A 26,893-nucleotide genomic window follows, 5' to 3' on the forward strand; every position below is an offset into this window, starting at 1 on the left:
TTTAGAGAGCAGGTTTTTGAGAAACAGAGAGCGAAGTAGCTGTTTGCAGATAGTGTGTAGCAACGTCCAGCATTCGATTGGCAAAACCCCATTCGTTGTCGAACCAGGCCAGGATGTTCACCAGCCGTGGGCCGGAAACGCGGGTCTGACTGGCATCGACGATGGCCGAATGTGGGTCATGATTGAAATCACAACTGGCGTGAGGCAACTCGGTGTAGGCCAGAAGGCCTTTGAGCGGGCCATGGGTGGCGGCCTCGCGCAGAATCCGGTTGACCTCGGTGGCGTCGGTATCGCTTACGGTCTGCATCGTAATATCGAGGCAGGACACGTTAACCGTCGGCACCCGCACGGCTTTGGCCTGAATTCGCCCGGCAAGTTCCGGCAGCAGGCGTTCAATGCCTCGCGCCAGACCAGTGGACACCGGAATCACCGACTGGAACGCCGAACGGGTGCGGCGCAGGTCTTCGTGGTGATAGGCGTCGATCACCGGCTGATCGTTCATCGCCGAGTGGATGGTGGTGATCGACACGTATTCCAGACCAATGGCCTGATCCAGCAGGCGCAACAGCGGTACGCCGCAGTTGGTGGTGCAGGACGCGTTGGACACCAGCAGCTCGTCGCCGGTCAGGCAATCCTGGTTCACGCCGTAGACGATGGTGGCGTCGACATCCGCCTCGCTGGCCATCGGCTGGGAAAACAGCACCCGTGGCGCACCGGCGTCGAGAAAACGCTGGCCATCCTGACGGGTGTGATAAGCGCCGGAGCACTCCAGCACCAGATCGACGCCCAACGACGCCCAATCGATGCCTTCGGGGGTGGCACTGCGCAGGACCTTCACGCAGTCGCCCTTAATATGCAGACAATCGCCCTCAACCCTCACTTCACCGGGAAACCGCCCGTGAGTGGAGTCGAAGCGTGTCAGGTATTCGATGCTGGCCATATCGGCCAGATCGTTGATCGCGACAATTTCAAACCCGGCCTTATCGCCTCGCTCAAACAACGCACGCAAGACACAACGACCAATCCGGCCGTAGCCGTTGAGTGCAACTTTGTAAGGACGCGGTTGAGGCATGGGGTTCTCGATAGTCGCGGCAGACGAATTCTTGCTAACAACACAAATCCCTGTAGGAGCTGGTAGGAGCTGTCGAGTGAAACAAGGCTGCGATCTTTTAAGATCAAAAGATCGCAGCCTGCGGCAGCTCCTACACAGGGAACGCGGTGGCCATAAAACCACCGCGGCGTGCCTTAGTCTTCCAGCAGCTCTTCAGCCTGACCCAGGATGTTTTCCAGGGTGAAGCCGAACTCTTCGAACAAGGCCGGCGCAGGCGCCGACTCGCCGTAGGTGGTCATGCCGATCACGCGACCTTCCAGGCCCACGTACTTGTACCAGTAGTCCGCGTGGGCGGCTTCGATGGCGATACGCGCGCTGACCTGCAATGGCAGAACCGATTGCTTGTAGCCGGCGTCCTGGGCTTCGAAGACGCTGGTGCATGGCATCGACACCACACGAACCTTGCGGCCTTGCTCGGTCAGTTTGTCGAAGGCTTGAACGGCCAGGCCGACTTCCGAACCGGTGGCGATCAGGATCAGCTCAGGCTCGCCTGCGCAGTCCTTCAACACGTAACCGCCACGGGCGATCTCTTCGATCTGGATCGCATTGCGGGTTTGGTGCTGCAGGTTCTGACGGGAGAAGATCAGCGCCGAAGGACCGTCGTCACGCTCCAGGGCGAACTTCCAGGCCACCGCCGATTCAACGGCATCGGCCGGACGCCAGGTGTCGAGGTTCGGCGTGCAGCGCAGGCTGGCCAGTTGCTCGATCGGCTGGTGAGTCGGGCCGTCTTCGCCCAGACCGATGGAGTCGTGGGTGAACACATAGACGATGCGCTTCTTCATCAGCGCCGACATGCGTACCGCGTTGCGGGCGTATTCCATGAACATCAGGAAGGTCGCGCCGTAAGGCACCAGGCCGCCGTGCAGGGCCACGCCGTTCATGATCGCGCTCATGCCGAACTCGCGAACGCCGTAGTACATGTAGTTGCCGCTGGCGTCTTCGGCGGTGACGCCTTTGCAACCTTTCCACAGGGTCAGGTTGGAACCGGCCAGGTCAGCCGAACCGCCAAGCAGTTCCGGCAGCAGCGGGCCGAACGCGTTCAGGGCGTTCTGGCTGGCTTTACGGCTGGCGATGGATTCGCCCTTGGCCGCGACTTCAGCGATGTAGGCCTGGGCCTTCTCGGCGAAATCGGTCGGCAGGTCGCCGCTCAGGCGACGAACCAGTTCATTGGCCAGCTCAGGGAAGGCGGCGGAGTACGCAGCGAAACGCTGATCCCACTCGGCTTCGGCAGCGCGACCGGCTTCCTTGGCGTCCCACTCGGCATAGATATCAGCCGGGATTTCGAACGGGCCGTAGTTCCACTTCAGCGCTTCACGGGTCAGGGCGATTTCCGCGTCACCCAACGGGGCGCCGTGGCAATCTTCCTTGCCTTGCTTGTTCGGCGAACCGAAGCCGATGGTGGTCTTGCAGCAGATCAGCGTCGGTTGTGCGCTTTTGCGCGCGGTTTCGATCGCGATCTTGATTTCTTCCGGATCGTGACCGTCGACATTGCGGATCACTTGCCAGTTGTAGGATTCGAAACGCTTCGGCGTGTCGTCGGTGAACCAGCCTTCGACTTCGCCGTCGATGGAGATGCCGTTGTCATCGTAGAAGGCGATCAGTTTGCCCAGGCCCAGCGTACCGGCCAGGGAACTGACTTCGTGGGAAATGCCTTCCATCATGCAGCCATCACCCAGGAATACGTAGGTGTGGTGATCGACGACGTTATGGCCAGGACGGTTGAATTGCGCCGCCAGGACTTTTTCCGCCAGGGCGAAACCAACTGCGTTGGCCAGGCCTTGGCCCAGTGGACCGGTGGTGGTTTCAACGCCCGGGGTGTAGCCATATTCCGGGTGACCCGGGGTACGGCTGTGCAGCTGGCGGAAGTTTTTCAGGTCATCGATCGACAGGTCGTAGCCGGTCAGGTGCAGCAGCGAGTAGATCAACATCGAGCCGTGACCGTTGGACAGCACGAAGCGGTCACGGTCGGCGAACGATGGATTGCTCGGGTTGTGCTTCAGGTAGTCACGCCAAAGTACTTCGGCGATATCCGCCATACCCATAGGGGCACCGGGATGGCCGCTGTTGGCTTTTTGCACGGCATCCATGCTGAGGGCACGAATGGCGTTGGCACGCTCACGACGGCTGGGCATCGCTGATCTCCTGCGGATATTGAATCGAGAGTGAATAAAACGAAACGGAAAAAAGGCGAGCATTTTCCCTCACCGACCCGCCTCGGGGCAATGACAGATAGTCATCCAAAGGCGTTTTTCCAATGGATAACGACGTATTCGGCTGATGAAACCTTTCCGCTGTTGGTTTGTGGACTGAAACTAACGTTAAGAAGTGCCATCTATCGACCAATATCAAAACTTTTTGATATTGCTCTTGCGGTGTTTTCTGAGCGTCACTAGACTGCTGGCCTTATGAATCTGCGCGTGCCTTCCATTCAACATGACGATTGCGATGAGCTGGCGGCCCTGTGCAAGGCCGGCGGCGATCCTCTGCGGCTGAATGTATTGCGCGCGCTGGCCAACGATTCGTTCGGCGTACTGGAACTGGCGCAGATCTTCGGCATCGGTCAGTCCGGCATGAGTCATCACCTCAAGGTATTGGCCCAGGCCGACCTGGTGGCGACCCGCCGTGAAGGCAATGCGATTTTCTACCGTCGTGCCCTGCCCCACACCGACCTGCTGGGCGGCAAGCTGCATGCCGCGCTGCTCGAAGAAGTGGATAACCTGACCCTGCCGACTGACGTCCAGGCGCGGATCGGTCAGGTCCACGGGCAACGTGAGGCGGCCAGCCAGGACTTTTTCTCGCGGGTCGCGGAGAAGTTTCGCGCCCAGCAAGACTTGATCGCCGGCCTGCCGCAATACCGCGAAAGCGTGGTGGCACTGCTCGACAAGCTGAGTTTCGGCCCCGGCGCCACGGCCATCGAAGTAGGCCCCGGCGATGGCGCATTTCTGCCGGAGCTGGCGCGTCGTTTCACTCAGGTCACGGCGCTGGACAACAGCCCGGCGATGCTCGAACTGGCCCGTCAGGTCTGCGAACGTGAAACGCTGGCTAACGTCAGCCTGCAATTGGCCGATGCATTGAACGGCGTAAGCCTGCAGGCCGACTGCGTTGTACTGAACATGGTGCTGCACCATTTTGCCGCGCCGGCCGAAGCGCTCAAGCACATGGCCGGCTTGCTGCAACCAGGCGGTAGCCTGTTAGTGACAGAGTTATGTAGCCACAACCAGAGTTGGGCCAGGGAGGCCTGCGGTGATCTCTGGTTGGGGTTTGAACAGGACGATCTGGCCCGTTGGGCCACCGCTGCGGGACTCGTTCCCGGGGAAAGCCTCTATGTAGGCTTACGTAATGGTTTCCAGATTCAGGTCCGCCATTTTCAGCGACCGGCTGGCGACACTCACCATCGGTAAATTCAGGAAAAAATCGAGATGAGCGAATACTCCCTCTTCACCTCCGAGTCCGTGTCTGAAGGACATCCGGACAAAATCGCCGACCAGATTTCCGATGCGGTGCTGGACGCCATCATTGCTGAAGACAAGTTCGCCCGCGTGGCGTGCGAGACTCTGGTGAAAACCGGCGTGGCAATCATCGCAGGTGAAGTCACCACGTCGGCCTGGGTCGATCTGGAAGACATCGTCCGTAACGTGATTCTCGACATCGGCTACAACAGCTCCAATGTCGGCTTCGACGGCGCGACCTGCGGCGTGATGAACATCATCGGCAAGCAGTCCCCCGACATCAACCAGGGTGTTGACCGTGCCAAGCCTGAAGACCAGGGCGCCGGCGACCAGGGCCTGATGTTCGGCTATGCCAGCAACGAAACCGACGTGCTGATGCCAGCACCGATCACCTTCTCGCACCAACTGGTTCAGCGCCAGGCCGAAGCCCGCAAGTCCGGCCTGCTGCCTTGGCTGCGTCCAGACGCCAAGTCGCAAGTGACTTGCCGCTACGAAAACGGCAAGGTTGTCGGTATCGACGCCGTTGTACTGTCGACCCAGCACAACCCGGAAGTGTCCTACAAAGACCTGCGCGAAGGCGTGATGGAACTGATCGTCAAGCACGTACTGCCTGCCGAGCTGCTGTCCAAGGACACCCAGTTCCACATCAACCCGACTGGCCAGTTCATCATCGGTGGCCCGGTGGGCGACTGCGGCCTGACCGGTCGCAAGATCATCGTTGACAGCTACGGCGGCATGGCCCGTCACGGCGGCGGCGCGTTCTCCGGTAAAGATCCATCGAAGGTTGACCGTTCGGCTGCCTACGCCGGTCGTTATGTGGCCAAGAACATCGTAGCTGCCGGCCTGGCCGAGCGTTGCGAGATTCAGGTTTCCTACGCAATCGGCGTCGCTCAACCGACTTCGATTTCGTTGAACACCTTCGGCACCGGCAAGATCAGCGACGACAAGATCGTCAAACTGGTCCGCGAAGTGTTCGACCTGCGTCCATACGCGATTACCACCATGCTCGACCTGCTGCACCCGATGTACCAGGACACCGCGGCGTACGGCCACTTCGGTCGCACCCCGGAAACCAAAACCGTGGGCGACGATACGTTCACCACGTTCACCTGGGAAAAAACCGACCGCGCCGACGCTCTGCGTTCTGCTGCCGGCCTGTAAGACTTCTCCAGTTGTACAAAAAGCCCCGCACGGTTCGCCGTGCGGGGCTTTTTCATGACCCCGAAACACGCAGAATTACACCTCTGCACTCCACACCCGAAACCTGTCTAGCCTTGAAAGCATCCCAACGAGCAAGGACGCTCTCGATGCTGCTCAACCTGCGCCTGTTTTTCGGTTTCCTGCTGACTCTCACCTGCCTGACCGCCAATGCCGCCGACTGCCCTGATTGGCCGCCGGCCCGCGCTCTGGACGAAATCAACGCACTGCAAAAGCGAATCGACCTCTGGGACGACAGCTATCATCGCGAAGGACGCTCTTTGGTCGCCGATGAACTCTATGATCAATCCCGCATACGACTAAGTGAATGGCGCGAGTGTTTTGACTCAGGCCCTTCAGCCGAACCGTTGCGTACTGCCGGTGGCACGATTGCTCACCCCATCGCCCACACCGGCCTGGAAAAACTGCGCGACGAGCACGCCGTCGAAGCCTGGCTGAAAAGTCGGGATGAGGTCTGGATTCAACCCAAGGTCGACGGCGTGGCGGTAACGTTGATCTATCGCAACGGCTGGCTGCACAAGGCGATCAGTCGTGGTGACGGAGTAACCGGCCACGACTGGACTGCCTCGGCGCGCCAGATCGCCGCCATCCCTCAAAAACTTGCGCAACCGCTGGACCTGCTGCTGCAAGGCGAACTCTATTGGCGCCTGACCGAACACGTGCAAGCCGAGGCCGGCAGCCTCAATGCCCGCGCCACAGTGGCCGGATTAATGGCACGCAAAGCGCTGAACCCTGAGCATGCCGCCGGTATCGGCCTGTTTGTCTGGGACTGGCCGCAAGGCCCGAAAAGCCTGCCCACCCGCGTGGCGGCTCTGGATGAGCTGGGGTTCCCGAGTACCGTGCCCTACAGCCTGCCGATCGAGGCATTTGCCGATGCCAAACGCTGGCGCGATCACTGGTATCGCTCGCCTCTACCCTTCGCCAGTGATGGCGTCGTTTTGCGTCAGAGCCAGCGCCCGGCGGCCGAGCGCTGGCAGGCGAAAACGCCTTACTGGAGCGCTGCCTGGAAATACCCCTTCGCCCAGGCATTGGCCGAAGTGCGCAAGGTCCACTTCAAGATTGGACGAACCGGCCGGATCACACCGGTGCTGGATCTGGCACCGGTGATGCTCGATGACCGGCAGATCAAGCGTGTCAGCGTCAGTTCCCTGCAGCGCTGGGAAGCGCTGGACATTCGTCCCGGCGATCAGGTCGCCATCAGCCTGGCCGGGCTGACCATCCCCAGGCTCGACGGTGTGGTATTGCGCAGCACCGAACGGACTGAATTGAACGCACCGCTGGCAGCAGATTTTCATCCGTTGAGTTGCTGGCAGCCGACACCCGGATGCGAAAGCCAGTTTCTCGCACGCCTGGCCTGGCTCAGCGGCAAACAGGGGCTGGCCTTGCCGCATGTCGGGCCGGGCACCTGGGAGAAACTGCTCAAGGCCGAACGTCTCGACAACTTGCTCGATTGGTTGACCCTCGACGAGCAAGAGCTTGCTAACATTGACGGCTTCGGCGAACGCAGTAGTGCTCGTCTTTTGGACAGTTTCAACAGCGCCCGACAACGACCGTTCGCTCGCTGGCTCAAAGCCCTGGGCTTGCCGCCGACCGGCCAGGCACAGCTCGCAGATTCATGGCAGGTGCTGGCGCAACGAAACACCGAACAATGGCAGGCCGAAACCGGCATCGGCCCGGGACGCGCGGCGCAATTGAGCGCATTTTTCCGCGACCCGCAGGTGCTGGCCTTGAGCGAGACATTACGTGTTGCCGGGATTGACGGTTTTTAGCGGCCCGGCGACGCCCGTCAGCCTGGGAACCCATAGGTACCGATGCGCTCAAACAGCCCATCGCTACATCGATTTTTTCACCTGGAGCCTTTATGAAACTTCTTTCACCGCTCGCCGTGTTAACCCTGTGCAGCGTGATGGCCGCTCCATTAATGGCCGACGAAGACGCCCCGGGCCTGACCGGCTGCGCCGCCAAAAAACAAGGCATCATCAACCAGATCGAACTGGCCAAGTCTCACGGCAACGCCGATCAACAGGCTGGCCTGGAAACCGCCCTGAGCGAAGTAACCGCCCATTGCACCGACGCTTCCTTGAAGAAGGAACGGGAAAACAAGGTGCTCGACGCCAAGCACGAAGTCAGCCGGCGTCAGGCCGACCTCGACAAGGCGATGAAAAAAGGCGACGCCGAGAAGATCAACAAACGCAAAGACAAACTGGCTCAATCGCGCAAGGATTTACAGGACGCGCTCGACGAGCTGGATAAGTAATCCGGTTTGAACACGCCGCCTCAATGATCCCGAAACTCTTTATGGCAGGCACTACAGGCGTCTTCGACTTTCTGCACCGCCGGCCCCAGGTTGCTGGCCTTGTAAGGTTGAACCTGGCTGGCGATCACCAGTTCACCGGTGGCGCCTTCAAGGGTGCGGGCCATTTCCTGGAAGCGTGCCTGCTTCTGCCAGACATCGTCCTTGGCGCTGGTGTGATCTTCTTCGCGCACCTGCGGGAAATGCTTCCACGGCTCATGGGACAACGCGTCGAGCTTCACGGCACCGTCGGCGAATTTCGGGCCATCGAACGGAATACGCCCACGCAACATGCCACCCAGGTCTTCGCCGGTCTTGAGCATTTGCTTGAAGATCGCCTTGCGCTGGCCCAGAGGCGAGTTCGGGTCGACACCGCCGCAGGCGGACAAGGTCAGGCAGACCAGCAATACAACAGAGAGTCTTTTAAGAGTCATGGTGGCTTCAGATCACTGGAAACGGCGGCCAGTATCCTCGCGTCACCGGCAAAGACCAATAGCCCTATTATCAATACGGGTTGTTTGAGCGCATGGAGCACTCAGGCAACCGGCAAAGGAATTACTCCATGAACAGCCGTTTCAAGGCGTGGCGTCACAACCTGGCCTGGACCCTTCCGATGGTGGCCGTGCTTGCGGGCTGCACCGGTGGCGACAGCAGCACACCGAAAACCCACGCACTGGCGACCTACTCCAGCGCTACCTGGGAAGCCCTTCCAGCGGTGTCCGACAACGACCTCGTCGCCGGTTTTGGCTCCTGGCGCAGCGCCTGCACCCGACTCAAGGCCGACCCGGTCTGGGGTGGCACCTGTGCCGCTTCCGCCAACGTGCAGCCAACCGCCAGCGACATCCGTGGTTTTCTCAAACAGAACCTCGACGTCTACGGCCTGCGCGCCGCCAATGACAACCCCAACGGCCTGATCACCGGTTACTACGAACCGGTGTATCCCGGCAGCCTGACCCAGACCAAGCAAGCGAACATCCCGGTGTACGGCGTGCCCGAGGACATGATCATCGTCTCGCTGGACAGTATCTACCCGGAGCTCAAAGGCAAACGCCTGCGCGGACGACTCGAAGGTCGCGTGCTCAAGCCTTACGACGATGCGGCAACCATTGAAACCAAAGGCGTGAAGGCGCCGGTGATTGCCTGGCTGACCGACCCGATGAACCTGCAATTCCTGCAAATCCAGGGTTCGGGGCGCATCCAGCTCGATGATGGCCGTCAATTGCGCATTGGTTATGCCGACCAGAACGGCCACCCCTATCGACCTATCGGCCGCTGGCTGGTGGATCAGGGCGAGCTGAAGAAAGAAGAGGTGACCATGAGCGCCATCGATAACTGGGCCAAGGCCAATCCGACGCGCATTCCCGAACTGCTCGGCAGCAACCCCAGCTACGTGTTCTTCAATCGCAACCCGGACAGCAACGAAGGGCCGCGCGGTTCGCTGAATGTGCCATTGACCGCAGGTTATAGCGCGGCAGTGGATCGCAAGGTGATTCCGCTCGGCAGCTTGTTGTGGTTATCGACGACGCGACCGGACGGCAGCGCACTGGTGCGTCCGGTAGCCGCCCAAGATACCGGCGGCGCGATTGCCGGCGAGGTCCGCGCGGATCTGTTCTGGGGTACGGGCGATGCGGCCGGGCAGTTGGCTGGCGACATGAAACAGCAGGGGCAGATCTGGATGCTCTGGCCTAAAGGGGCGGCGTTGCCTCAAGTACCGCAGGTGGCTGACAAACTTTAAACGCAAAAAGATCGCAGGCTCCGCCAGCTTCTACATTGAGCGCGTTCGTCGCAATATCGCAGATGAACACCGATCCCGTAGGAGCTGCCGCAGGCTGCGATCTTTTGATCTTGCTTTCTCAAACAGACACCACAAAGAAACTGACGATCAACCCCATCCCCACAAACCACACCAGCGACCGCAGAATCGCCCAGTCCGCCAGACAGCAAATGATGTACAGCAGCCGACTGGTGATGAACAGCACCGACAGCACATTGATCGTCACCAGTTCGGCATTGCCAGCCAAATGCGCCACGATCACCGCCGCCGCAAACGCCGGGGTCACTTCAAAGCTGTTCAACTGCGCCGAATGCGCACGCCTGGCCACGCCTTCGAGCGAATCCAGAAACGCCCTCGGGTCGTGATTCTGTTTCAGCCCGAACTTGCCACCGCTGAACCTGGCGACGCCTGCGCACAGATACGGTAAGCAGATCGCAATCAAAATGCACCACAGAGCAACCGTCATAACGCAGTCCCTTCTTCAAGTTATAGAGAATCGAATTCCATCAGCGGCGACTAAAACTTCATCACCAACATGCCGATCAATACCAATCCACAGGCTAAGAGCCGTGGCCTGCCAAAAGGTTCTTTGAGGTAGCGCATACCGAACAGCACCACCAGAATCACGCTGATCTCGCGCAGCGCCGCTGCCTCGGCAATCGATCCGAGCTGCATGGCCCACAGCACCAGAGCGTAGCTGAACAATACGCAGAACCCGACCGCCAACCCCAACCGCCACTGCTCACGCCAGAACAGCATGAACGCCGGGCGTTTGCGCACCAGCGCCAGCAATGGGAATGGCCAGGCACTGAGCACTGTGACCCAAACCAGGTAGTCCAGCGGATGGGACCAGCGCCGCAAGGCCTGGCCATCGATGAAGGTGTAGCAACCGATGCACAACCCGATCAGCGCCACCACCGGCAGCATCGACCACGGCAGGCGCACCCCGCCACCGCCCTGCCAGAGCAGGCACACCATGCCGAACGGGATGAGCAAAATCCCGAAGATCTGCTGAGCCGTCAGCACTTCTCCAGCGAAGATCAGCGTCAGTGCCAGCACCACCAGCGGCGACAGGCCACGCATCAACGGATAGACCAGACCGAGATCGCCGACCCGATAGGCCTGGATCAGCAGGTAGCGATAGAGCAACTCGAATGCCGCCGACGCAAGAATCCACGGCCACATATCCAGTGGCGGCAGCGCCACGAAGGGCAGCATCAGCGCGACAAACAGCAACGCCACGCTGTCCATGCAGGCCACCACCAACAGCCGCTCCGCGCTGAACTTGATCAGGGTATTCCACGCCGCATGCAACAGCGCCGCCACCAACACCAGAATCGTCGCAAGCACGGCACACTCCTTGTATTGCCCCCTACATCGCGGGACAGAGATTTGATTCGCCATATGTCCGCAGCTGTTTATACTGCAAGCGACCACGCCGCACTCAGTTGCGCACAGACTAATTCCAATAATTCCTGCCTCTGCCCGCTCTCATCGAGAACGGTCGTCGGCCTGCGTATGCCTGATCAAAGCGTCAAGACTACCGACAGAGACCTTGCGCATGCCACTAGCCTTGCTTGCACTGGCCGTTGCCGCTTTCGGCATCGGCACCACTGAGTTCGTCATCATGGGCTTGCTGCCCGATGTCGCCCGCGACCTCGCCGTGAGCATTCCTCACGCCGGCCTGCTCATCACCGGTTACGCCCTGGGCGTGGTGTTCGGCGCGCCGATTCTCGCGGTCGGCACCGCCAACATGCCGCGCAAAGCCACACTGCTGGGCATGACGCTGATGTTCATTCTCGGCAACATCCTCTGCGCCCTGGCGCCGAACTACGCCACCTTGATGGCTGCACGAGTGATCACCGCGCTGTGCCATGGCGCGTTTTTCGGCATCGGCTCAGTGGTCGCTGCCAGTCTGGTAGCACCGAACAAACGAGCCCAGGCGATTGCCATGATATTCACTGGCCTGACCTTGGCCAATGTGCTGGGCGTGCCCTTAGGCACAGCACTTGGGCAATATGCCGGCTGGCGCTCGACCTTCTGGGCGGTGTCGGTGATTGGCGTGATTGCGGCCATTGCGCAGTGGGTCTGGCTGCCCAAGGAAATCCCCATGGACAAAGCCAACCTGGCCAGCGAATTCAAAGTGCTGGGCAAGGTCAATGTGCTGCTGGCGCTGGGCATGAGCGTGCTGGCGTCCACCAGCCTGTTCAGCGTGTTCACTTACATTGCGCCGATCCTGCAGGACATCACTGGCGTCAGTCCGCATGGCGTAACCATCATGTTGCTGTTGTTCGGGGTCGGCTTGACCGGGGGCAGCATGCTCGGCGGCCGATTGGCGGACAGTCGCTTGCTGCCTTCGCTGGTGGGGATGACATTGGCCGTGGCCATCGTGCTGGCCGCCTTCAGCCAAACCAGCCATTCAGTGATACCGGCGGCGATCACGCTGGTGTTGTGGGGCATCTTCGCGTTTGCGCTGTGCCCGATCCTGCAATTGCTGATCATCGATCAGGCCCATGAAGCGCCGAACCTCGGGTCGACCTTGAATCAAAGCGCATTCAATCTCGGCAACGCCGCCGGGGCGTGGATTGGCGGGCTGGTGGTGGCCAGTGGCGCGGACCTGGCGGACTTGCCGTGGACCGGCGCACTGGTCAGCGTATTCACGCTGCTGACGGCGCTGCTCTTCATCTACCTGCAACGTCGCAGTGCTGCCGCGATCAATGTCTCTGGCTGACATTGATCATTTTTTGACCTTCTGCGGTTCGGATTCCTGAGCCCGCTCCGCAGAGGTCTTCGGCGGCCCGCCTTCACTGCGAATCTGCGCGTGACTGATCAGCGCAAAGATAAAACTGCCGCCAATAATGTTTCCCACCAGCGTGGGACCTGCGAACACCCACCAAAAATCCTTCCACGGCAACTCGCCGGCAAACACCAGGTAAGAAACCTCGACCGATCCGACCACGATGTGGGTGAAATCGCCCAGCGCCATGAAATAGGTGATGAGGATGATGATCCACATCTTGGCGCTTTCCATGGACGGGATCATCCAGACCATGGTGGCGATCATCCAGCCGGAGATGATGCCTTTGGCGAGCATCTTGCCGGCATCGTTCTCCATGACCTTGCGCCCGATCTCAAGGAAGGCCAGATCGGTCTTGCTGTCGAAAATCGGCAGATGCAGCATCACATACGCCACCAGCAAGGTACCGCAGAGATTGCCCACCAGCACCACCGTCCAAAGCCGCAGCAACCGACCGACATTACCCAGCGTCGGCTTGCTCATGATCGGCAGCACGGCGGTCAGGGTGTTTTCGGTGAAGAGTTGCTGACGAGCGAGAATCACCGCGAGAAAACCGGCGCAGTACCCGAAGCTGGCGATCACCTTGAAGCCTTCGCCGTCCGGCAGGCGCGAATTGAGCAGCCCCATGCCCATCAGCGACAGGCCCATGGTCAGGCCAGCCGCCAGGGCCGACCACCACAGCGCCGCAACACTGCGCTCGAGTTCCTGGTCGCCTTGGGTGCGAATGATTTCGTGCAGCACCGCCGCCCGCGGGGGCTGGTTCTTGTCGACCTCGCGCTGTTCCTGTGCCGAGAGCTCCGGGGTCTTGCCGTCTTTGGGCGTGTCCATAAGGCTGCTCCTGAACCGGTGGCGTGTCGTTTACGTACGACACGCGGGGTTCGGAGCTGTTCACTACCAGGGGAACGCAGCAAACCCTGTGGCGAGGGAGCTTGCTCCCGCTGGGGTGCGAAGCAGTCGTAAGCTGACGTGAAGCCTGCCTGAAAGAACCCAATGACAGATTTCAGGGCCGCTTCGCGCTGGAGCGCCAGCCCGGCCCAACGGGAGCAAGCTCCCTAGCCACAGAAACAACAATCACCCGCCGATCACGTCATCCTTGAACTGGTCTTTGACGTACCTGATCTCGGTCCGGCCATGCGCCGCGGGCAAGCCGTCTTCGCCCAGGTTCACGAACACCATCTTCTCTACGGTCAAGATGCTCTTGCGAGTGATCTTGTTGCGCACTTCACAGGTCAGGGTGATCGAGGTGCGACCGAACTCGGTGGCGGTGATGCCCAGCTCGATGATGTCGCCCTGACGCGAGGCGCTGACGAAGTTGATTTCGGAAATGTACTTGGTGACCACGCGCTGATTACCCAGCTGGACGATGGCGTAGATCGCCGCTTCTTCGTCGATCCAGCGCAGCAAGCTGCCGCCGAACAGCGTGCCGTTGGGGTTGAGGTCTTCGGGTTTTACCCATTTGCGGGTGTGGAAATTCATACTCACTCCTGACCGTCTTGCCGATTGATGCCGGCCATCATGGCAGAGCCCGGACTAGAGCTCTATTCAGCATCGACTATGGTCTCGATTACCGTTCGGACATTGACCAACAGAAACGCTTTGGAAGATCAGCATAGCCCGCTATAATCGCCCCCGTTTCAAAACGGTAACGTTCCATTGATACCGTTTTCCCGCCACCTGTCCGAGGGGCGCTGCAGCAGGTTCAACCTGTCAGGCTCGGATGGGGCGTTGACTGGCCACGGCCAGACACTAAACGCACAACGGCGCCCATTCGCATACATTACGAATGGAGGCTCTTCATGAGCGCTGTTATCACGCCTGCAGATTTTAACGATTACAAAGTCGCCGACATGTCCCTGGCTGCCTGGGGCCGTCGCGAAACCATCATCGCCGAATCCGAAATGCCGGCCCTGATGGGTCTGCGCCGCAAGTACTCCGTCGAGCAACCGCTCAAGGGCGCGAAGATTCTCGGCTGCATCCACATGACTATTCAGACTGCCGTGCTGATCGAAACCCTGGTTGCCCTGGGTGCCGAAGTACGCTGGTCGTCCTGCAACATTTTCTCGACTCAGGATCAGGCCGCCGCTTCCATCGCCGCTGCCGGCATCCCGGTGTTCGCCTGGAAAGGCGAGACTGAAGAAGAGTACGAGTGGTGCCTGGAGCAAACCATCCTGAAAGATGGCGCGCCTTGGGATGCCAACATGATCCTCGACGATGGCGGCGACCTGACCGAGCTACTGCACAAGAAGTACCCACAAGTACTGGATCGCGTTCACGGCGTCACCGAAGAAACCACCACCGGCGTTCACCGTCTGCTGGACATGCTGGCCAAGGGCGAGCTGAAAATCCCGGCCATCAACGTCAACGACTCGGTGACCAAGAGCAAGAACGACAACAAGTACGGCTGCCGTCACAGCCTGAACGACGCGATCAAGCGCGGCACCGACCACCTGCTGTCCGGCAAGCAAGCGCTGGTCATCGGTTACGGTGACGTGGGCAAGGGCTCGGCCCAGTCCCTGCGTCAGGAAGGCATGATCGTTAAGGTCTCCGAAGTCGACCCGATCTGCGCCATGCAAGCCTGCATGGACGGTTTCGAACTGGTTTCGCCGTTCATCGACGGCATCAACAACGGTACCGAAGCGAGCATCGACAAAGCGCTGCTGGGCAAGATCGACCTGATCGTAACCACCACCGGTAACGTCAATGTTTGCGACGCGAACATGCTCAAAGCCCTGAAGAAACGCGCTGTTGTCTGCAACATCGGTCACTTCGACAACGAAATCGACACCGCTTTCATGCGCAAGAACTGGGCATGGGAAGAAGTGAAGCCGCAGGTTCACAAGGTTCACCGCACCGGTCCAGGCGCTTTCGACGCCCAGAACGACGACTACCTGATCCTGCTGGCTGAAGGCCGTCTGGTTAACCTGGGTAACGCCACTGGTCACCCAAGCCGCATCATGGACGGTTCGTTCGCCAACCAGGTTCTGGCGCAGATCTTCCTGTTCGGCCAGAAGTACGCCGACCTGTCGCCAGCCCAGAAAGCCGAGCGCCTGACCGTTGAAGTACTGCCGAAAAAACTCGACGAAGAAGTGGCCCTGGAAATGGTCCGCGGTTTCGGCGGCGTGGTCACTCAACTGACCAAGCAACAGGCTGACTACATCGGCGTCACCGTCGAAGGCCCGTTCAAGCCGCACGCTTACCGCTACTGATACGCTGATTGACCGCTCTGCGCAGGAGCTGGCGAAGCCTGCGATCTTTTGATCTTAAAAGATCGCAGCCTAAGGCAGCTCCTACCGGGGCCAGCGTCCGGCTTACGTGTTTCCAAGGATATGACCATGTCCCAAGAACGTCGCTACAGCTTCGAATTCTTCCCGACGAAGACCGATGCTGGGCATGAAAAACTGATCGCCACTGCCCGTCAGCTGGCGACCTACAATCCCGACTTCTTCTCCTGCACCTACGGCGCTGGCGGTTCGACTCGTGATCGCACCCTCAACACCGTGTTGCAGCTGGAAAGTGAAGTCAAAGTCCCTGCCGCTCCGCATCTGTCTTGCGTGGGTGACAGCAAGAACGACCTGCGCGGTCTGCTGACCCAGTACAAGGCAGCCGGCATCCAGCGAATCGTTGCGCTTCGCGGTGACCTGCCCTCGGGCATGGGCATGGCCAGCGGCGAGTTGCGCCACGCCAATGACCTGGTTGAATTCATTCGTGAAGAGACTGGCGATCATTTCCACATCGAAGTCGCCGCTTACCCGGAAATGCATCCGCAAGCGCGCAATTTCGAAGATGATCTCAACAACTTCGTGCGCAAGGCCAACGCCGGTGCCAACAGTGCGATCACCCAGTACTTCTTCAACGCCGACAGTTATTTCTACTTCGTCGAGCGTGTACAGGCGAAGGGTGTGAACATCCCGATCGTGCCGGGGATCATGCCGATCACCAACTACAGCAAGCTGGCGCGCTTCTCCGACGCTTGCGGTGCGGAAATCCCGCGCTGGATCCGCAAGCAACTGGAAGCCTACGGCGACGACACCCAGAGCATTCAAAGCTTTGGTGAGCAAGTCATCACCGAGATGTGCGAACGCCTGTTGCAAGGTGGCGCACCGGGGCTGCACTTCTACACCCTGAACCAGGCTGAACCGAGCCTGGCGGTGTGGAACAACCTGAAGTTGCCGCGCTAATAGCCGTTAACGCAAGATCAAGAGATCGCAGTCTTCGGCAGCGCCTCCAGGGGAATATGTACCTCTGCAGGCGCCGCCGAAGGCTGCGATCTTTTGCTTTTAATGCCCGATCCAGAGCTTCTGGATCCGGTTTCTGGCTCTTTATGATTTCTCGTCGTAATCTCAAGCCATGCCCCTGATCGCCCAGTTACTGACCGTGCTTCTATTCACTTGCCTGAGCTCCACCGCTCGGGGCGAGAAGCTGCGTATTGTCACCGAACCCTGGGCGCCCTACGTCTATGAAGAAGGCGGCAAGAACCTCGGGCTCGACTACGAAACCACGGCCATTGTCTTCAAACGTCTCGGGATTGACGTGGAATGGCAGTTCTTGCCGTGGAAGCGCTGCCTGTCGATGCTTGAGCAAGGCCAGGCGGACGGTGTGCTGGATATTTTCCACAGCGATGAACGCGAAGCGACTCTGCTCTACCCCAGCGAACCGCTCTCGCAAGTCGAATTCGTGATGTTCTACGCCAATGAACGGCCGTTCCCGTTTCGCACCCTGGACGACCTGAAAGGCCTGACCATCGGCACCTCGCCGGGCTACCTGTACAGCAAGGACTTCAGCGAATCGACGTTGTTTACCCGGGAACCGGCGCCTACCCATGAAGCCAACTTCGGCAAACTGGTGCGCGGGCGGATCGACCTGTTGATCACCGATCACCGGGTCGGCCAGCACTTGCTCGATCAACTGGACATCCGCGACAAGATCACCGAGAACCCGACTGTCATCAGCCAGCAAAGCCAGTATCTGGCGGTGCGCCGCAATGCCGGGATGGATTTGTTGGTGCAGCGTTTCGGTGCCGAGCTCAAGCGCTTCAAGCGCGAACCGGCCTATGCCGAACTGAGCTCCCGCTATGGTGCCGGTCCGGCTACCGAAGCCCGGGCCGCCAGCGCCACCGCAACCGGCGGAAAAACCGTTGAGCAGCAGGAAAGCGGCGCGCAGTGATTGCTCTGTTATACTCCGGCCTTCCCGCCAGGCTCACGCCCGGACGCTCGGACTTGTTCAAGGCATCTCGATCCCGCTACAGCGCAGCTTTTCAGCCCGCGCGAGCGCTCCAGACGAGCCTTCGAGGCCCAGCAGGACCGGACGGGATTGCGTCCTCTTAAACGCCATTCGCGCCAGGCAAGACTCCCATTGGGCCAAGCCCTAACTAAAACAGGATTACTCATGTCCTTTGCTTCCCTCGGTCTCTCCGAGGCTTTAGTCCGCGCCATCGAGGCAGCGGGCTATACCGAGCCTACTCCGGTGCAACAGCGGGCCATTCCCGCCGTGTTGCAAGGTCGCGACCTGATGGTTGCGGCTCAGACAGGTACTGGTAAAACCGGTGGCTTCGCCCTTCCGATTCTGGAGCGGTTGTTTCCCAACGGTCACCCGGACAAATCCCAGCGTCACGGCCCGCGCCAACCACGCGTACTGGTCCTGACCCCAACCCGCGAACTCGCAGCTCAGGTGCACGAGAGCTTCAAGGTCTATGCCCGTGACCTGAAGTTCGTCAGCGCCTGCATCTTCGGTGGCGTCGGCATGAACCCGCAGGTTCAAGCCATGTCCCGTGGTGTCGACGTGCTGGTGGCCTGCCCGGGTCGCCTACTCGACCTCGCCGGCCAAGGCAGTGTCGATTTGTCCCACGTGGAAATCCTCGTGCTGGACGAAGCCGACCGCATGCTCGACATGGGCTTTGTCCATGACGTGAAAAAGGTCCTCGCCCGCCTCCCGGCCAAACGGCAGAACCTGTTGTTCTCGGCGACGTTCTCCAAAGACATCACCGACCTCGCCGGCAAGCTGCTGCACAACCCGGAACGCATCGAAGTCACGCCACCGAACACCACGGTCGAGCGGATCGAACAACGCGTATTCCGTCTGGCCGCCAGCCACAAGCGTTCGTTGCTCGCGCACCTGATTACTGCCGGCGCCTGGGAACAGGTGCTGGTATTCACCCGCACCAAGCACGGCGCCAACCGCCTGGCCGAGTACCTGGACAAACACGGCCTCACCGCCGTCGCGATCCACGGCAACAAGAGCCAGAACGCCCGCACCAAAGCCCTGGCCGACTTCAAGGCCGGTGAAGTGCGCATCCTGGTCGCCACCGACATTGCTGCTCGTGGCCTCGACATCGACCAGTTGCCTCATGTGGTCAACTTCGAACTGCCAAACGTCGACGAAGATTACGTGCACCGTATCGGTCGTACCGGCCGTGCCGGTCGTTCGGGCGAGGCGATCTCGTTGGTCGCTCCGGACGAAGAAAAACTGCTGAAAAGCATCGAGCGCATGACCAAGCAGAAAATCGCCGACGGCGACCTGATGGGCTTCGACTCCAGCGCTGTGGAAGCCGAGAAACCGGAAGTTCGCGAGCGTCCGGATGTACGTAACCCACGCGCTCCACGTGGCCCGCGCGGCGACGGCCCGAACGGCAGCGGTGGTGGTGGCGGTCGGAAAGACAAAGGCAAGGACAAGGGCGGCAAGGAAAAGCCTGCCGCTGGCCGTGGCGAGCGCCCGGCCCGTGAACACAAGCCACGCGAAGGCACTCCGGCCCGCGAACAACAGCGCCCGGCTCCTCGCGCCGCCGACCGTGCTCCGGACGAGTTCCTGGACGACGATATCGATAACTTCGGTAACCGCGTCGACTACGTGCCCCAAGCCAAACCGGCTCAGGGCCGTGGCCGCCGTCCGGGCGCACCGGCACAAGGCGCTGGCGCTCCGCGCGCCGGTCAGCCACAAGGTCGCCAGAACGGTCCGCGCAACAGCAGCGGCGCAACCACCGGCACCCCACCGGCCAAGCGCAGTGGCCCACGCAACGGCGCTCCACGTGACGGCCAGGCCCGTCGCGAAGAGTCCCGCAACCGCCGTCCGGCCCGTGACGACCAGTCTCGTTCGGAACCGGCCGTGCAAAACCCGAGGAGCCCGGCACCGAAGATCATTCACAAGGAGTCGAAAAGCGATCGCTTCCCGACCCCTGAGCAACTGGATCAACTGCCAGGCCGTCCGCGCGGCGAAAAACCAGCGTTGCTGACCCGCAACCGCTGAGTTTTTCAAAACCATGAGAAATGCCCCGGATCGAAAGACCGGGGCATTTTTTATGCTCGCGAAGAAACCTGCGGGAGCGGGCTCGGTGCCGTCCGTATGGATTCTGGCAGACCATAAAAAACGCCCCGGATCATGAGATCAGGGGCGTTTTTTATGTCAGGCGCGCAGGTTACTTCGCTTTGACACCTTCAAACGTCACGTACAGATCGACCGCGTCGGACGCTGGGCCCAGGTCTTTCTGCTTGCCGAAATCGGAACGCTTGATGCTGGTGGTGCCTTCGAAGCCGGCACGGTAGCCGCCCCATGGATCCTTGCCTTCACCCAGGAACGTGGCTTTGACCACGATTGGCTTGGTCACGCCCAGCAGGGTCAGGTTGCCGGTCACGTCGGCAGTGTCTTTGCCTGCGGCGTTTTTACCGGTAGGTTTGACGCTGGTGGAGACGAACTTGGCGTCGGCGAATTTGCCCACGTTCAGGAAGTCACCGCTGGCGATGTGCTTGTCGCGTTCGGCGTGGTTGGTGAACACGCTGGCGGTGCGCACATTGAACTCGATCTTGCTGTCTTCAGGCTTGGCAGCGTCGAAGCTGAACTTGCCGTCGATATCCTTGAAGGTACCGATGATGTAGCTGTAACCCAGGTGGCTGATCTTGAAGTCAACAAAGGCGTGCTGGCCTTCTTTGTCGACCACATAGTCGGCCGCCATCACGTTAGCCGACAGCAGAGCAGAACCGATTGCCAGAGCGGCGAGCGTCTTTTTCAACATGCTTTCTATTCCTTTGGAGTCGAGGTAGAACATCAGGCTTTGCGCCCCAGCATTCGCGTCAGGGTCGCATCACGATCGATAAAGTGGTGCTTCAATGCAGCCAACGCATGGAAACCGGAAAAAATTACCAGCAGCCAGGCCAGGTACAAATGAATCACACCCGCGGTGTCTGCCTGGTCCGGTAGTCCGGAAACCAGTGCAGGAATTTCAAACAGGCCAAACACCGGAATTCCGACACCGTCTGCGGTGGAAATCAGATAACCGGCAATCATCACAGCGAACAGACTGAGATAAAGGAACGAATGGCCGAACTTGGCGCCAAGGCGGGTCATGCGGCTATAGCTTGGCAGGAGCGGCGGCGGTGGGCTGATGAAGCGCCACACTACCCGCAGCAACATCACGGCAAATAACACCAGACCAATGCTCTTGTGCAGATCCGGCGCGTCTTTACGCCAGGTGCTGTAGTAATCGAGACCGACCATCCACAACCCCAACGCAAACAGGCCGAAGACGGCCAACGCCACACCCCAGTGCATAAAGATGCTGACCCAACCGTAGCGGGAAGAAGAGTTACGTAGCTGCATTGCCCAAATCCTGTAAGAACTGCGCCCAAGACTATCGAGTTATCTATCGATTTAAAGCGGAAAATTTCGCTCTGAAATATCGAGAAATACGATCAAGACCTTGGGGCCGAGAGGTTAAGAGAGTGTTAACCGGAGGAAAAAACCTTCACGTACCCTCCTTATATTCCTTTGAGGGCCGATACCACTCGTCAGATCTGTCACATTTAACAGTGGCTTTCATTGCAGGTCATTGATGAACTTGAACTTGGACGTGAGTCCAAGCGTCTGAACAGGAGTTCTACCATGAGTCACAATTCGAGTTCATCCCCCGTGATAACACGCAATCAATCCAATTCGATACCCGTAGGGGAAGGACCGCGAGGGATGGCCATCAGCAACGATGGATCGCACTTATTTGTTTGCAATCGCATGTCGGGCAACGTGTCCGTCATCGACACCCGGATCAAAAAGGTAATCCGCACCATCGCCGTGGAGCAGTATCCCCAAAGCATCATTCTCGGCCATAAAGGGAAAAGGGCTTATGTGACCAACTATGGTTCACGCTCGGTTTCGGTTATCGATACCAATACATGCGCGGTTGGGAACGTCACGGTGGGGAGACACCCTTGGGAAATCGTCTTGAGCCGGGATGGAAAGCAGGTTTTCGTCACCGTTCGACAGGATAAAGAGTGGCTGGCAATTATGGATACCCGTACTTATGCGGTAAGCAGAGTCCAAGGTTTACCCTCACCGTCCATCAGTGTGGGTATCAGCCAGTACGATTCGCGTCTTTATATTTCCAGCACCAACTACCCTGGCGGCCCTTATCAGGACGCTCTCACGGTCCTCAGCAGCAAGACTTTCGAAGTCATCAATATCATCAAAACCGAACAATACCCGTCAGCGGTTACTGTCAGCCCCGATGGTAAAAAGGTGTATATCGTGTGTCAGGATGCTCGAAAGTTGACCGTGCTGGACACTGACTCATCGACCATCCAGCATCTCGACTTTGTGACTTGCGAAGGGAAAATAGTGTTCGGCGAAAAGAACGCTTATGCCGTTGATCAAACTGAAAAAGAGGTCGTGGAAGTGAATACCTCCACCCATAAAATTGTTCGCAGGGTTCCCATCCCTGGCGCTTTCGATCCGCGTTACATGGTTGTTGATCGACACAACCGCGCCTATATCAGCGACTACCAAAGCGACCAAGTCCATATCGTCAATCTACCTTAGTACCAAAAAAATCAGCTGCCTCCACGGGAGGACAAAGACATAAAAAAAGCGCGGCATCACTGCCGCGCTTTTTTTTTGATCCCAAAACTTACTGTGTCTTGGTTTCAGTCGCCACCGGGGCCTTCGCAGCGGTACTCGCCACTGGTTTCTTCACTGGCTCAGTCTTTTTCGCCGTTGCCTTGGCCGGAGCCTTTTTGGCCTCGGTTTTGGCAGCAGGCTTTTTCACTGGCGCTTTGGCCGGTGCTTTCTTCACCGGCTCGGCTTGCGCCGGCACCACTGGCTTCGGTGCCTCAACCGGTGCAGGTGCCGGAGCCGGCGCAGCGACTGGTGCGGGTACCGGAGCAACGGGGGCCACGGGTTCTGCCTTGTCGGCCGCTTTATCGGACGAACCACCGAACAGGTTGCTGAAGAAATTGCCTTTCTTCGCCACTACCGCGCCTGCCGCCGCAGCGGTCGCTGCCGGCACAACTTTCACCGGTTCAAACGATTTGCCCGCTGCCAGGTCTTCCAGCTGACTGGCTGCACGCTGACCGGTGCGCAAGGCGCCTTCCAGGGTGCCTGGGTACAAGGTGTCAGTGTGTTCGCCGGCAAACGCTACACGTTGCAACGGACGTTCCCACAGGCGCCAGTATTTGCTGATCTGCCCCGGGCCGAAGGCCAGGTAAGCGCCGCCCATTGATGGGTCGGTGCTGTAGCGGCGGATTTCATAACCGGTGAACGAACCGCGTGCCTGTGGATAAAAGGCGTGCAGACGAATCAGCACCTGATCGGCCATTTGCTTGTCGCCAAAGGCCTGCATCACCCGCGCGTTGTCGCCGGAAATGTTGATCACCACGTTGGCGCCGCCCTTCAAGGCCGGCTCGATCCACAACATGCCCAGACCGGCGTTGCTGTAGATCTCGCCAGACATGCGCGCCTTGCTTTCCCACACTGGCGTCTTGAACTTCAGCATGATCTGGTCACGCCAGCCGTAGTTGGTACCCTTGATGGCGCCCATGTGCTGGGCGTCCAGCGCCGGAGTCATCTGGATTTTGTTCAGTGCGCGCAATGGCACGGCCAGTACGACGTAGTCCGCCTGATAGCCAACGCTGCCGACCTTGACGCTCACACCGTCCTTATCCTGGGTAATGGACGAAACCGGGGAACTGGTCTTGATGGTTTTCAGTTGCTTGACGAAGGCCTGGGCCAACACCGGGCTGCCGCCGGGCAGGCGCGAGGCGCGCAGGTCACGGTCAGCAATGCCACGGTAGACGCGGCTTTGTTGGGCAAAATACAGCAGCGACAGGCGCGAAGGTTCGTCGTAACGGGTACGAATCTCCTGATTCACCAACTGACGCGCAGTGGCTGGCAGATTCAGGCGATCGAGCCAGTTGGCCACGTTGATCTGGTCCAGGGCGAACAGCGTGCTGTTGGCGGCCGGGTTTTGCGGGTCTTCGATCGAACGCGCCAGGTCATCCAGGGTCTTTTCGTAGCGTTTCAGCGCGTCGCTGGTGGCCGGTTGCTTAGTCGCCAGATCGGCGGCGCTAAAGTATTCACCGTCGATCAGGTAACCCGGGGTCCGCACGAACTCGGGGGCTGGCGTGGTGCTCAGCTTGAACGTCGAGATGTACTTGTTCAAAACCGGTTGGGTCTTGTCGTTGCCGATCCACTCGCTGGTGGCCATGCCGGAACGACCGCCCAGGGTCGGTTTGGCTTCCAGCAGGGTGACCTGCCAGCCTTTGCTCTGCAGTTCGTACGCCGCGGTGAGGCCCGAAAGCCCGCCGCCGACCACGATCGCTGTTTTATCCTTGGCCAGCGCCGAAACGCTGAACAGCCCTAACATCACCAGCGCACAGGCGCGCAGCCAACCAGCAGACATTCAGAGAACTCCGGAAATACACGAGGAAATAGCGGTTTTACGAGTCAGACGACTCAAAGAGCCGCGAAGAATACGTCAGCCATCAAAACGCCGCCAGCGACGTCTATCGTCCTATACAAAGTAGCTCAATCGACACAATGGGTTGTCCCCGTGACGCGCATTGCATAGGCTTGCGCGATTGTTTACCCGCCTACGTCACGGGTAGCCTCGAGGAGACAGAAAATGGGCCTGAATAAACAGTGGATGGAACGCGATCTCGCCGTGTTATGGCATCCCTGCACCCAGATGAAAGACCACGAACAGCTGCCGCTGATCCCGATCAAGCGCGGTGAAGGCGTGTGGCTGGAAGACTTCGAAGGCAAACGCTACCTCGACGCCGTCAGCTCCTGGTGGGTCAACGTGTTCGGCCACGCCAACCCGCGGATCAACCAGCGCATCAAGAATCAGGTCGATCAGCTGGAACACGTGATCCTCGCCGGTTTCAGTCATCAGCCGGTGATCGAGCTGTCCGAGCGTCTGGTGAAGATGACGCCCGAAGGCCTGACCCGGTGTTTTTATGCCGATAACGGTTCATCGTGCATCGAAGTCGCGCTGAAAATGAGCTTTCACTACTGGCTCAACCGCGGCCAGCCGAACAAGAAGCGCTTCGTCACCCTCACCAACGGCTACCACGGCGAGACCATGGCGGCGATGGCAGTGGGCGACGTGCCGCTGTTTACCGAAACCTACAAAGCCCTGCTGATGGACACCATCAAGGTGCCGAGCCCCGATTGCTACCTGCGCCCCGAGGGCATGAGCTGGGAAGAACACTCGCGCAACATGTTCGCCGCCATGGAGCAGACCCTGGCCGACAACCACGATACCGTGGCCGCGGTGATTCTGGAGCCGCTGATTCAGGGCGCCGGCGGCATGCGCATGTATCACCCGGTGTACCTCAAGCTGCTGCGCGACGCCTGTGATCGTTATGGCGTGCACCTGATCCACGATGAAATCGCCGTCGGCTTCGGTCGTACCGGCACAATGTTCGCCTGCGAACAGGCCGGTATCCGCCCGGACTTCCTCTGCCTGTCCAAGGCCCTGACTGGCGGTTACCTGCCGTTGGCGGCCTGCCTGACCACCGATGAGGTCTACAGCGCGTTCTACGACGACTACCCGACCCTGCGCGCCTTCCTGCATTCCCACAGCTATACCGGCAATCCGCTGGCCTGCGCGGCGGCATTGGCGACGCTGGATATCTTCGAAGAAGACAACGTCATCGAGAACAACAAGGCCCTGGCCCAGCGCATGGCCTCCTCCACCGCGCACCTGGCCGATCACCCGAACGTCTCTGAAGTGCGCCAGACCGGCATGGTGCTGGCGATCGAGATGGTCAAGGACAAGGCCAGCAAGACCGCTTACCCGTGGCAGGAACGTCGCGGTTTGACCGTGTTCCAGCATGCACTGCAACGAGGTGCTTTACTGAGGCCGTTGGGCAGCGTGGTGTATTTCCTGCCGCCTTACGTGATTACCCCGGAGCAGATCGATTTTCTGGCCGAAGTGGCCAGCGAAGGCATCGACATCGCCACCCGTGACAGCGTCAGCGTGGCGGTGCCGAAGGACTTTCATCCGGGCTATCGCGATCCGGGTTGAAGCCTTGCCCAGATCCCTGTGTGAAAGAGCTTAACTGTGGCGAGGGGGCTTGCCCCCGTTCGGCTGCGAAGCAGTCGTAAATCCGGTTGATACGTTTTCACTGGAATAGCGCAGTTGCAGGTTTTGGGGTCGCTTCGCGGCCCAACGGGGGCAAGCCCCCTCGCCACAAAAGCGACTCGATCCAAATTTCTGATTCAGTAGAGACCCAAGATGAGACTGTCCCGCTTCTTTATCGACGCCCCTTTGAGCACCGGCGAACACGAGTTGCCCGAAGCCCAGGCGCATTACATCAGCCGTGTGCTGCGCATGGCCGAGGGTGATGCGGTGCAACTGTTCGACGGCTCGGGCCACGAGTTTCGCGGCACGCTGGTGGAAGTCGGCAAGAAGCGCGTGGTGGTGCAAATCGATGAAAGCTTTACCGGTCAGGTCGAGTCGTCGCTGGCGGTCCATCTCGGCCAGGGTTTGTCCCGTGGCGAGCGGATGGACTGGGCGATTCAAAAAGCCACCGAACTGGGCGTCACCGAAATCACCCCGATTTTCACCGACCGCTGCGAAGTCCGCCTCAAGGACGAACGCGCCGACAAACGCCTGATGCACTGGCGTCAGGTGGCGATCAGCGCCTGCGAGCAGTGTGGGCGTTCACGGGTGCCGGTGATTCATCCGCCATTGCTGTTGGCTGACTGGTTGAAGCAGACCGCGGCCGAATTGAAACTGGTGCTGCATCCGGTGGCCGAGCCGCTGGTGAGCCACGCCAAACCTGCAAGCCTGGCGTTCCTGATCGGCCCGGAGGGCGGCTTGTCCGACGTCGAAGTCGAACAGGCCAAGGCTGGCGGTTTCCACGCCGCCCGCCTCGGCCCGCGCGTACTGCGCACCGAAACCGCGCCGGTGGTGGCATTGGCGGTTGCCCAACAACTCTGGGGTGACTTCTAGAGCCTTGTGGCGAGGGGGCTTGTCGGAACGCCGCAC

The 26,893-nt window shown here is 59.7% G+C and carries 24 protein-coding genes and 1 riboswitch; of the genes, 14 read left to right on the forward strand and 10 right to left on the reverse strand.

Annotated elements, in window-relative coordinates:
* Nucleotide 1: 1 nt before the first annotated feature.
* Complete coding sequence (gene epd, locus LOY36_RS26510) at nt 2-1,072, reverse strand: erythrose-4-phosphate dehydrogenase (RefSeq protein ID WP_258671429.1); 1,071 nt, start codon at nt 1,070-1,072, stop codon at nt 2-4.
* A 173-nt stretch (nt 1,073-1,245) separates the two neighbouring features.
* Nucleotides 1,246-3,243, reverse strand: a complete 1,998-nt coding sequence (tkt, locus tag LOY36_RS26515) for a transketolase (protein ID WP_018928751.1) — start codon at nt 3,241-3,243, stop codon at nt 1,246-1,248.
* A 30-nt stretch (nt 3,244-3,273) separates the two neighbouring features.
* Here tkt and LOY36_RS26520 point away from each other — a divergent pair, with 30 nt between their 5' ends.
* From LOY36_RS26520 to LOY36_RS26540, 5 genes are all read left to right on the forward strand, one after another.
* Nucleotides 3,274-3,504, forward strand: coding sequence for a hypothetical protein (locus LOY36_RS26520; protein WP_258671430.1), 231 nt, complete (start codon nt 3,274-3,276; stop codon nt 3,502-3,504).
* Nucleotides 3,505-3,516: 12 nt separating this feature from the next.
* The gene (locus LOY36_RS26525; RefSeq protein ID WP_019580651.1) at nt 3,517-4,512 is read left to right on the forward strand and encodes a metalloregulator ArsR/SmtB family transcription factor; all 996 of its coding nucleotides are present in this window, start codon (nt 3,517-3,519) and stop codon (nt 4,510-4,512) included.
* Between the two features lie 18 nt (nt 4,513-4,530).
* Complete coding sequence (gene metK / locus LOY36_RS26530; RefSeq protein WP_007937912.1) at nt 4,531-5,721, forward strand: methionine adenosyltransferase; 1,191 nt, start codon at nt 4,531-4,533, stop codon at nt 5,719-5,721.
* 146 nt (nt 5,722-5,867) lie between these two features.
* Nucleotides 5,868-7,547: an NAD-dependent DNA ligase LigB gene (ligB, locus tag LOY36_RS26535; protein WP_258671432.1), complete on the forward strand. Its 1,680-nt coding sequence runs from the start codon at nt 5,868-5,870 to the stop codon at nt 7,545-7,547.
* Nucleotides 7,548-7,639: 92 nt separating this feature from the next.
* Nucleotides 7,640-8,035 carry a DUF1090 domain-containing protein gene (locus LOY36_RS26540; protein WP_258671434.1) on the forward strand — a complete coding sequence of 132 codons (396 nt, stop codon included), beginning with the start codon at nt 7,640-7,642 and terminating at the stop codon, nt 8,033-8,035.
* Nucleotides 8,036-8,055: 20 nt separating this feature from the next.
* Here LOY36_RS26540 and LOY36_RS26545 read toward each other — a convergent pair whose 3' ends face one another.
* On the reverse strand, nt 8,056-8,505 hold the full coding sequence (locus LOY36_RS26545) for a cytochrome c (RefSeq protein WP_258671436.1): 450 nt from the start codon (nt 8,503-8,505) through the stop codon (nt 8,056-8,058).
* A gap of 128 nt (nt 8,506-8,633) precedes the next feature.
* Between LOY36_RS26545 and LOY36_RS26550 the strand changes: the two genes are divergently transcribed.
* A complete protein-coding gene (locus tag LOY36_RS26550; protein WP_019650252.1) occupies nt 8,634-9,806 on the forward strand; it encodes a murein transglycosylase A in 1,173 nt (390 codons plus the stop codon).
* A gap of 118 nt (nt 9,807-9,924) precedes the next feature.
* Here LOY36_RS26550 and LOY36_RS26555 read toward each other — a convergent pair whose 3' ends face one another.
* Both LOY36_RS26555 and LOY36_RS26560 read right to left on the reverse strand, forming a co-directional pair.
* Nucleotides 9,925-10,311: an MAPEG family protein gene (locus LOY36_RS26555; RefSeq protein ID WP_258671439.1), complete on the reverse strand. Its 387-nt coding sequence runs from the start codon at nt 10,309-10,311 to the stop codon at nt 9,925-9,927.
* Between the two features lie 50 nt (nt 10,312-10,361).
* Nucleotides 10,362-11,195: an EamA family transporter gene (locus LOY36_RS26560; protein ID WP_018928744.1), complete on the reverse strand. Its 834-nt coding sequence runs from the start codon at nt 11,193-11,195 to the stop codon at nt 10,362-10,364.
* Nucleotides 11,196-11,406: 211 nt separating this feature from the next.
* Here LOY36_RS26560 and LOY36_RS26565 point away from each other — a divergent pair, with 211 nt between their 5' ends.
* On the forward strand, nt 11,407-12,576 hold the full coding sequence (locus LOY36_RS26565) for an MFS transporter (RefSeq protein ID WP_258671441.1): 1,170 nt from the start codon (nt 11,407-11,409) through the stop codon (nt 12,574-12,576).
* 6 nt (nt 12,577-12,582) lie between these two features.
* Here LOY36_RS26565 and LOY36_RS26570 read toward each other — a convergent pair whose 3' ends face one another.
* Both LOY36_RS26570 and LOY36_RS26575 read right to left on the reverse strand, forming a co-directional pair.
* Complete coding sequence (locus LOY36_RS26570; RefSeq protein ID WP_258671442.1) at nt 12,583-13,470, reverse strand: formate/nitrite transporter family protein; 888 nt, start codon at nt 13,468-13,470, stop codon at nt 12,583-12,585.
* Between the two features lie 243 nt (nt 13,471-13,713).
* Nucleotides 13,714-14,118, reverse strand: a complete 405-nt coding sequence (locus tag LOY36_RS26575; RefSeq protein ID WP_309475222.1) for a hotdog domain-containing protein — start codon at nt 14,116-14,118, stop codon at nt 13,714-13,716.
* Between the two features lie 198 nt (nt 14,119-14,316).
* Nucleotides 14,317-14,415: riboswitch (S-adenosyl-L-homocysteine riboswitch) on the forward strand.
* Between the two features lie 23 nt (nt 14,416-14,438).
* Here LOY36_RS26575 and ahcY point away from each other — a divergent pair.
* The 4 genes from ahcY to LOY36_RS26595 all read left to right on the forward strand — a co-directional run bounded on the left by ahcY (nt 14,439) and on the right by LOY36_RS26595 (nt 19,881).
* Nucleotides 14,439-15,848, forward strand: coding sequence for an adenosylhomocysteinase (ahcY, locus tag LOY36_RS26580; RefSeq protein ID WP_258671444.1), 1,410 nt, complete (start codon nt 14,439-14,441; stop codon nt 15,846-15,848).
* Nucleotides 15,849-15,974: 126 nt separating this feature from the next.
* Nucleotides 15,975-16,820, forward strand: a complete 846-nt coding sequence (gene metF / locus LOY36_RS26585) for a methylenetetrahydrofolate reductase [NAD(P)H] (RefSeq protein WP_258671446.1) — start codon at nt 15,975-15,977, stop codon at nt 16,818-16,820.
* A 169-nt stretch (nt 16,821-16,989) separates the two neighbouring features.
* A complete protein-coding gene (locus LOY36_RS26590; RefSeq protein ID WP_258671448.1) occupies nt 16,990-17,805 on the forward strand; it encodes an ABC transporter substrate-binding protein in 816 nt (271 codons plus the stop codon).
* A gap of 222 nt (nt 17,806-18,027) precedes the next feature.
* On the forward strand, nt 18,028-19,881 hold the full coding sequence (locus tag LOY36_RS26595) for a DEAD/DEAH box helicase (protein ID WP_258671450.1): 1,854 nt from the start codon (nt 18,028-18,030) through the stop codon (nt 19,879-19,881).
* Nucleotides 19,882-20,050: 169 nt separating this feature from the next.
* Here the strand turns inward: LOY36_RS26595 and LOY36_RS26600 are convergent, their stop codons facing one another.
* Complete coding sequence (locus LOY36_RS26600; protein ID WP_018928736.1) at nt 20,051-20,644, reverse strand: YceI family protein; 594 nt, start codon at nt 20,642-20,644, stop codon at nt 20,051-20,053.
* 32 nt (nt 20,645-20,676) lie between these two features.
* Nucleotides 20,677-21,228, reverse strand: coding sequence for a cytochrome b (locus tag LOY36_RS26605; RefSeq protein ID WP_018928735.1), 552 nt, complete (start codon nt 21,226-21,228; stop codon nt 20,677-20,679).
* Between the two features lie 282 nt (nt 21,229-21,510).
* Here LOY36_RS26605 and LOY36_RS26610 point away from each other — a divergent pair, with 282 nt between their 5' ends.
* On the forward strand, nt 21,511-22,440 hold the full coding sequence (locus LOY36_RS26610; RefSeq protein WP_258671452.1) for a YncE family protein: 930 nt from the start codon (nt 21,511-21,513) through the stop codon (nt 22,438-22,440).
* 88 nt (nt 22,441-22,528) lie between these two features.
* On the opposite strand, the gene LOY36_RS26615 is transcribed toward LOY36_RS26610, so the two are convergent.
* Entirely contained in the window at nt 22,529-24,298 is a 1,770-nt protein-coding gene (locus LOY36_RS26615) for a flavin monoamine oxidase family protein (protein WP_258671454.1), read from the reverse strand.
* A 222-nt stretch (nt 24,299-24,520) separates the two neighbouring features.
* Here LOY36_RS26615 and LOY36_RS26620 point away from each other — a divergent pair, with 222 nt between their 5' ends.
* Nucleotides 24,521-25,927 carry an adenosylmethionine--8-amino-7-oxononanoate transaminase gene (locus tag LOY36_RS26620; RefSeq protein WP_258671456.1) on the forward strand — a complete coding sequence of 469 codons (1,407 nt, stop codon included), beginning with the start codon at nt 24,521-24,523 and terminating at the stop codon, nt 25,925-25,927.
* Between the two features lie 210 nt (nt 25,928-26,137).
* Entirely contained in the window at nt 26,138-26,857 is a 720-nt protein-coding gene (locus tag LOY36_RS26625; RefSeq protein ID WP_018928731.1) for a 16S rRNA (uracil(1498)-N(3))-methyltransferase, read from the forward strand.
* Nucleotides 26,858-26,893 lie beyond the last annotated feature (36 nt).

It is taken from the genome of Pseudomonas sp. B21-019, assembly GCF_024749225.1.
Lineage (GTDB): Bacteria > Pseudomonadota > Gammaproteobacteria > Pseudomonadales > Pseudomonadaceae > Aquipseudomonas.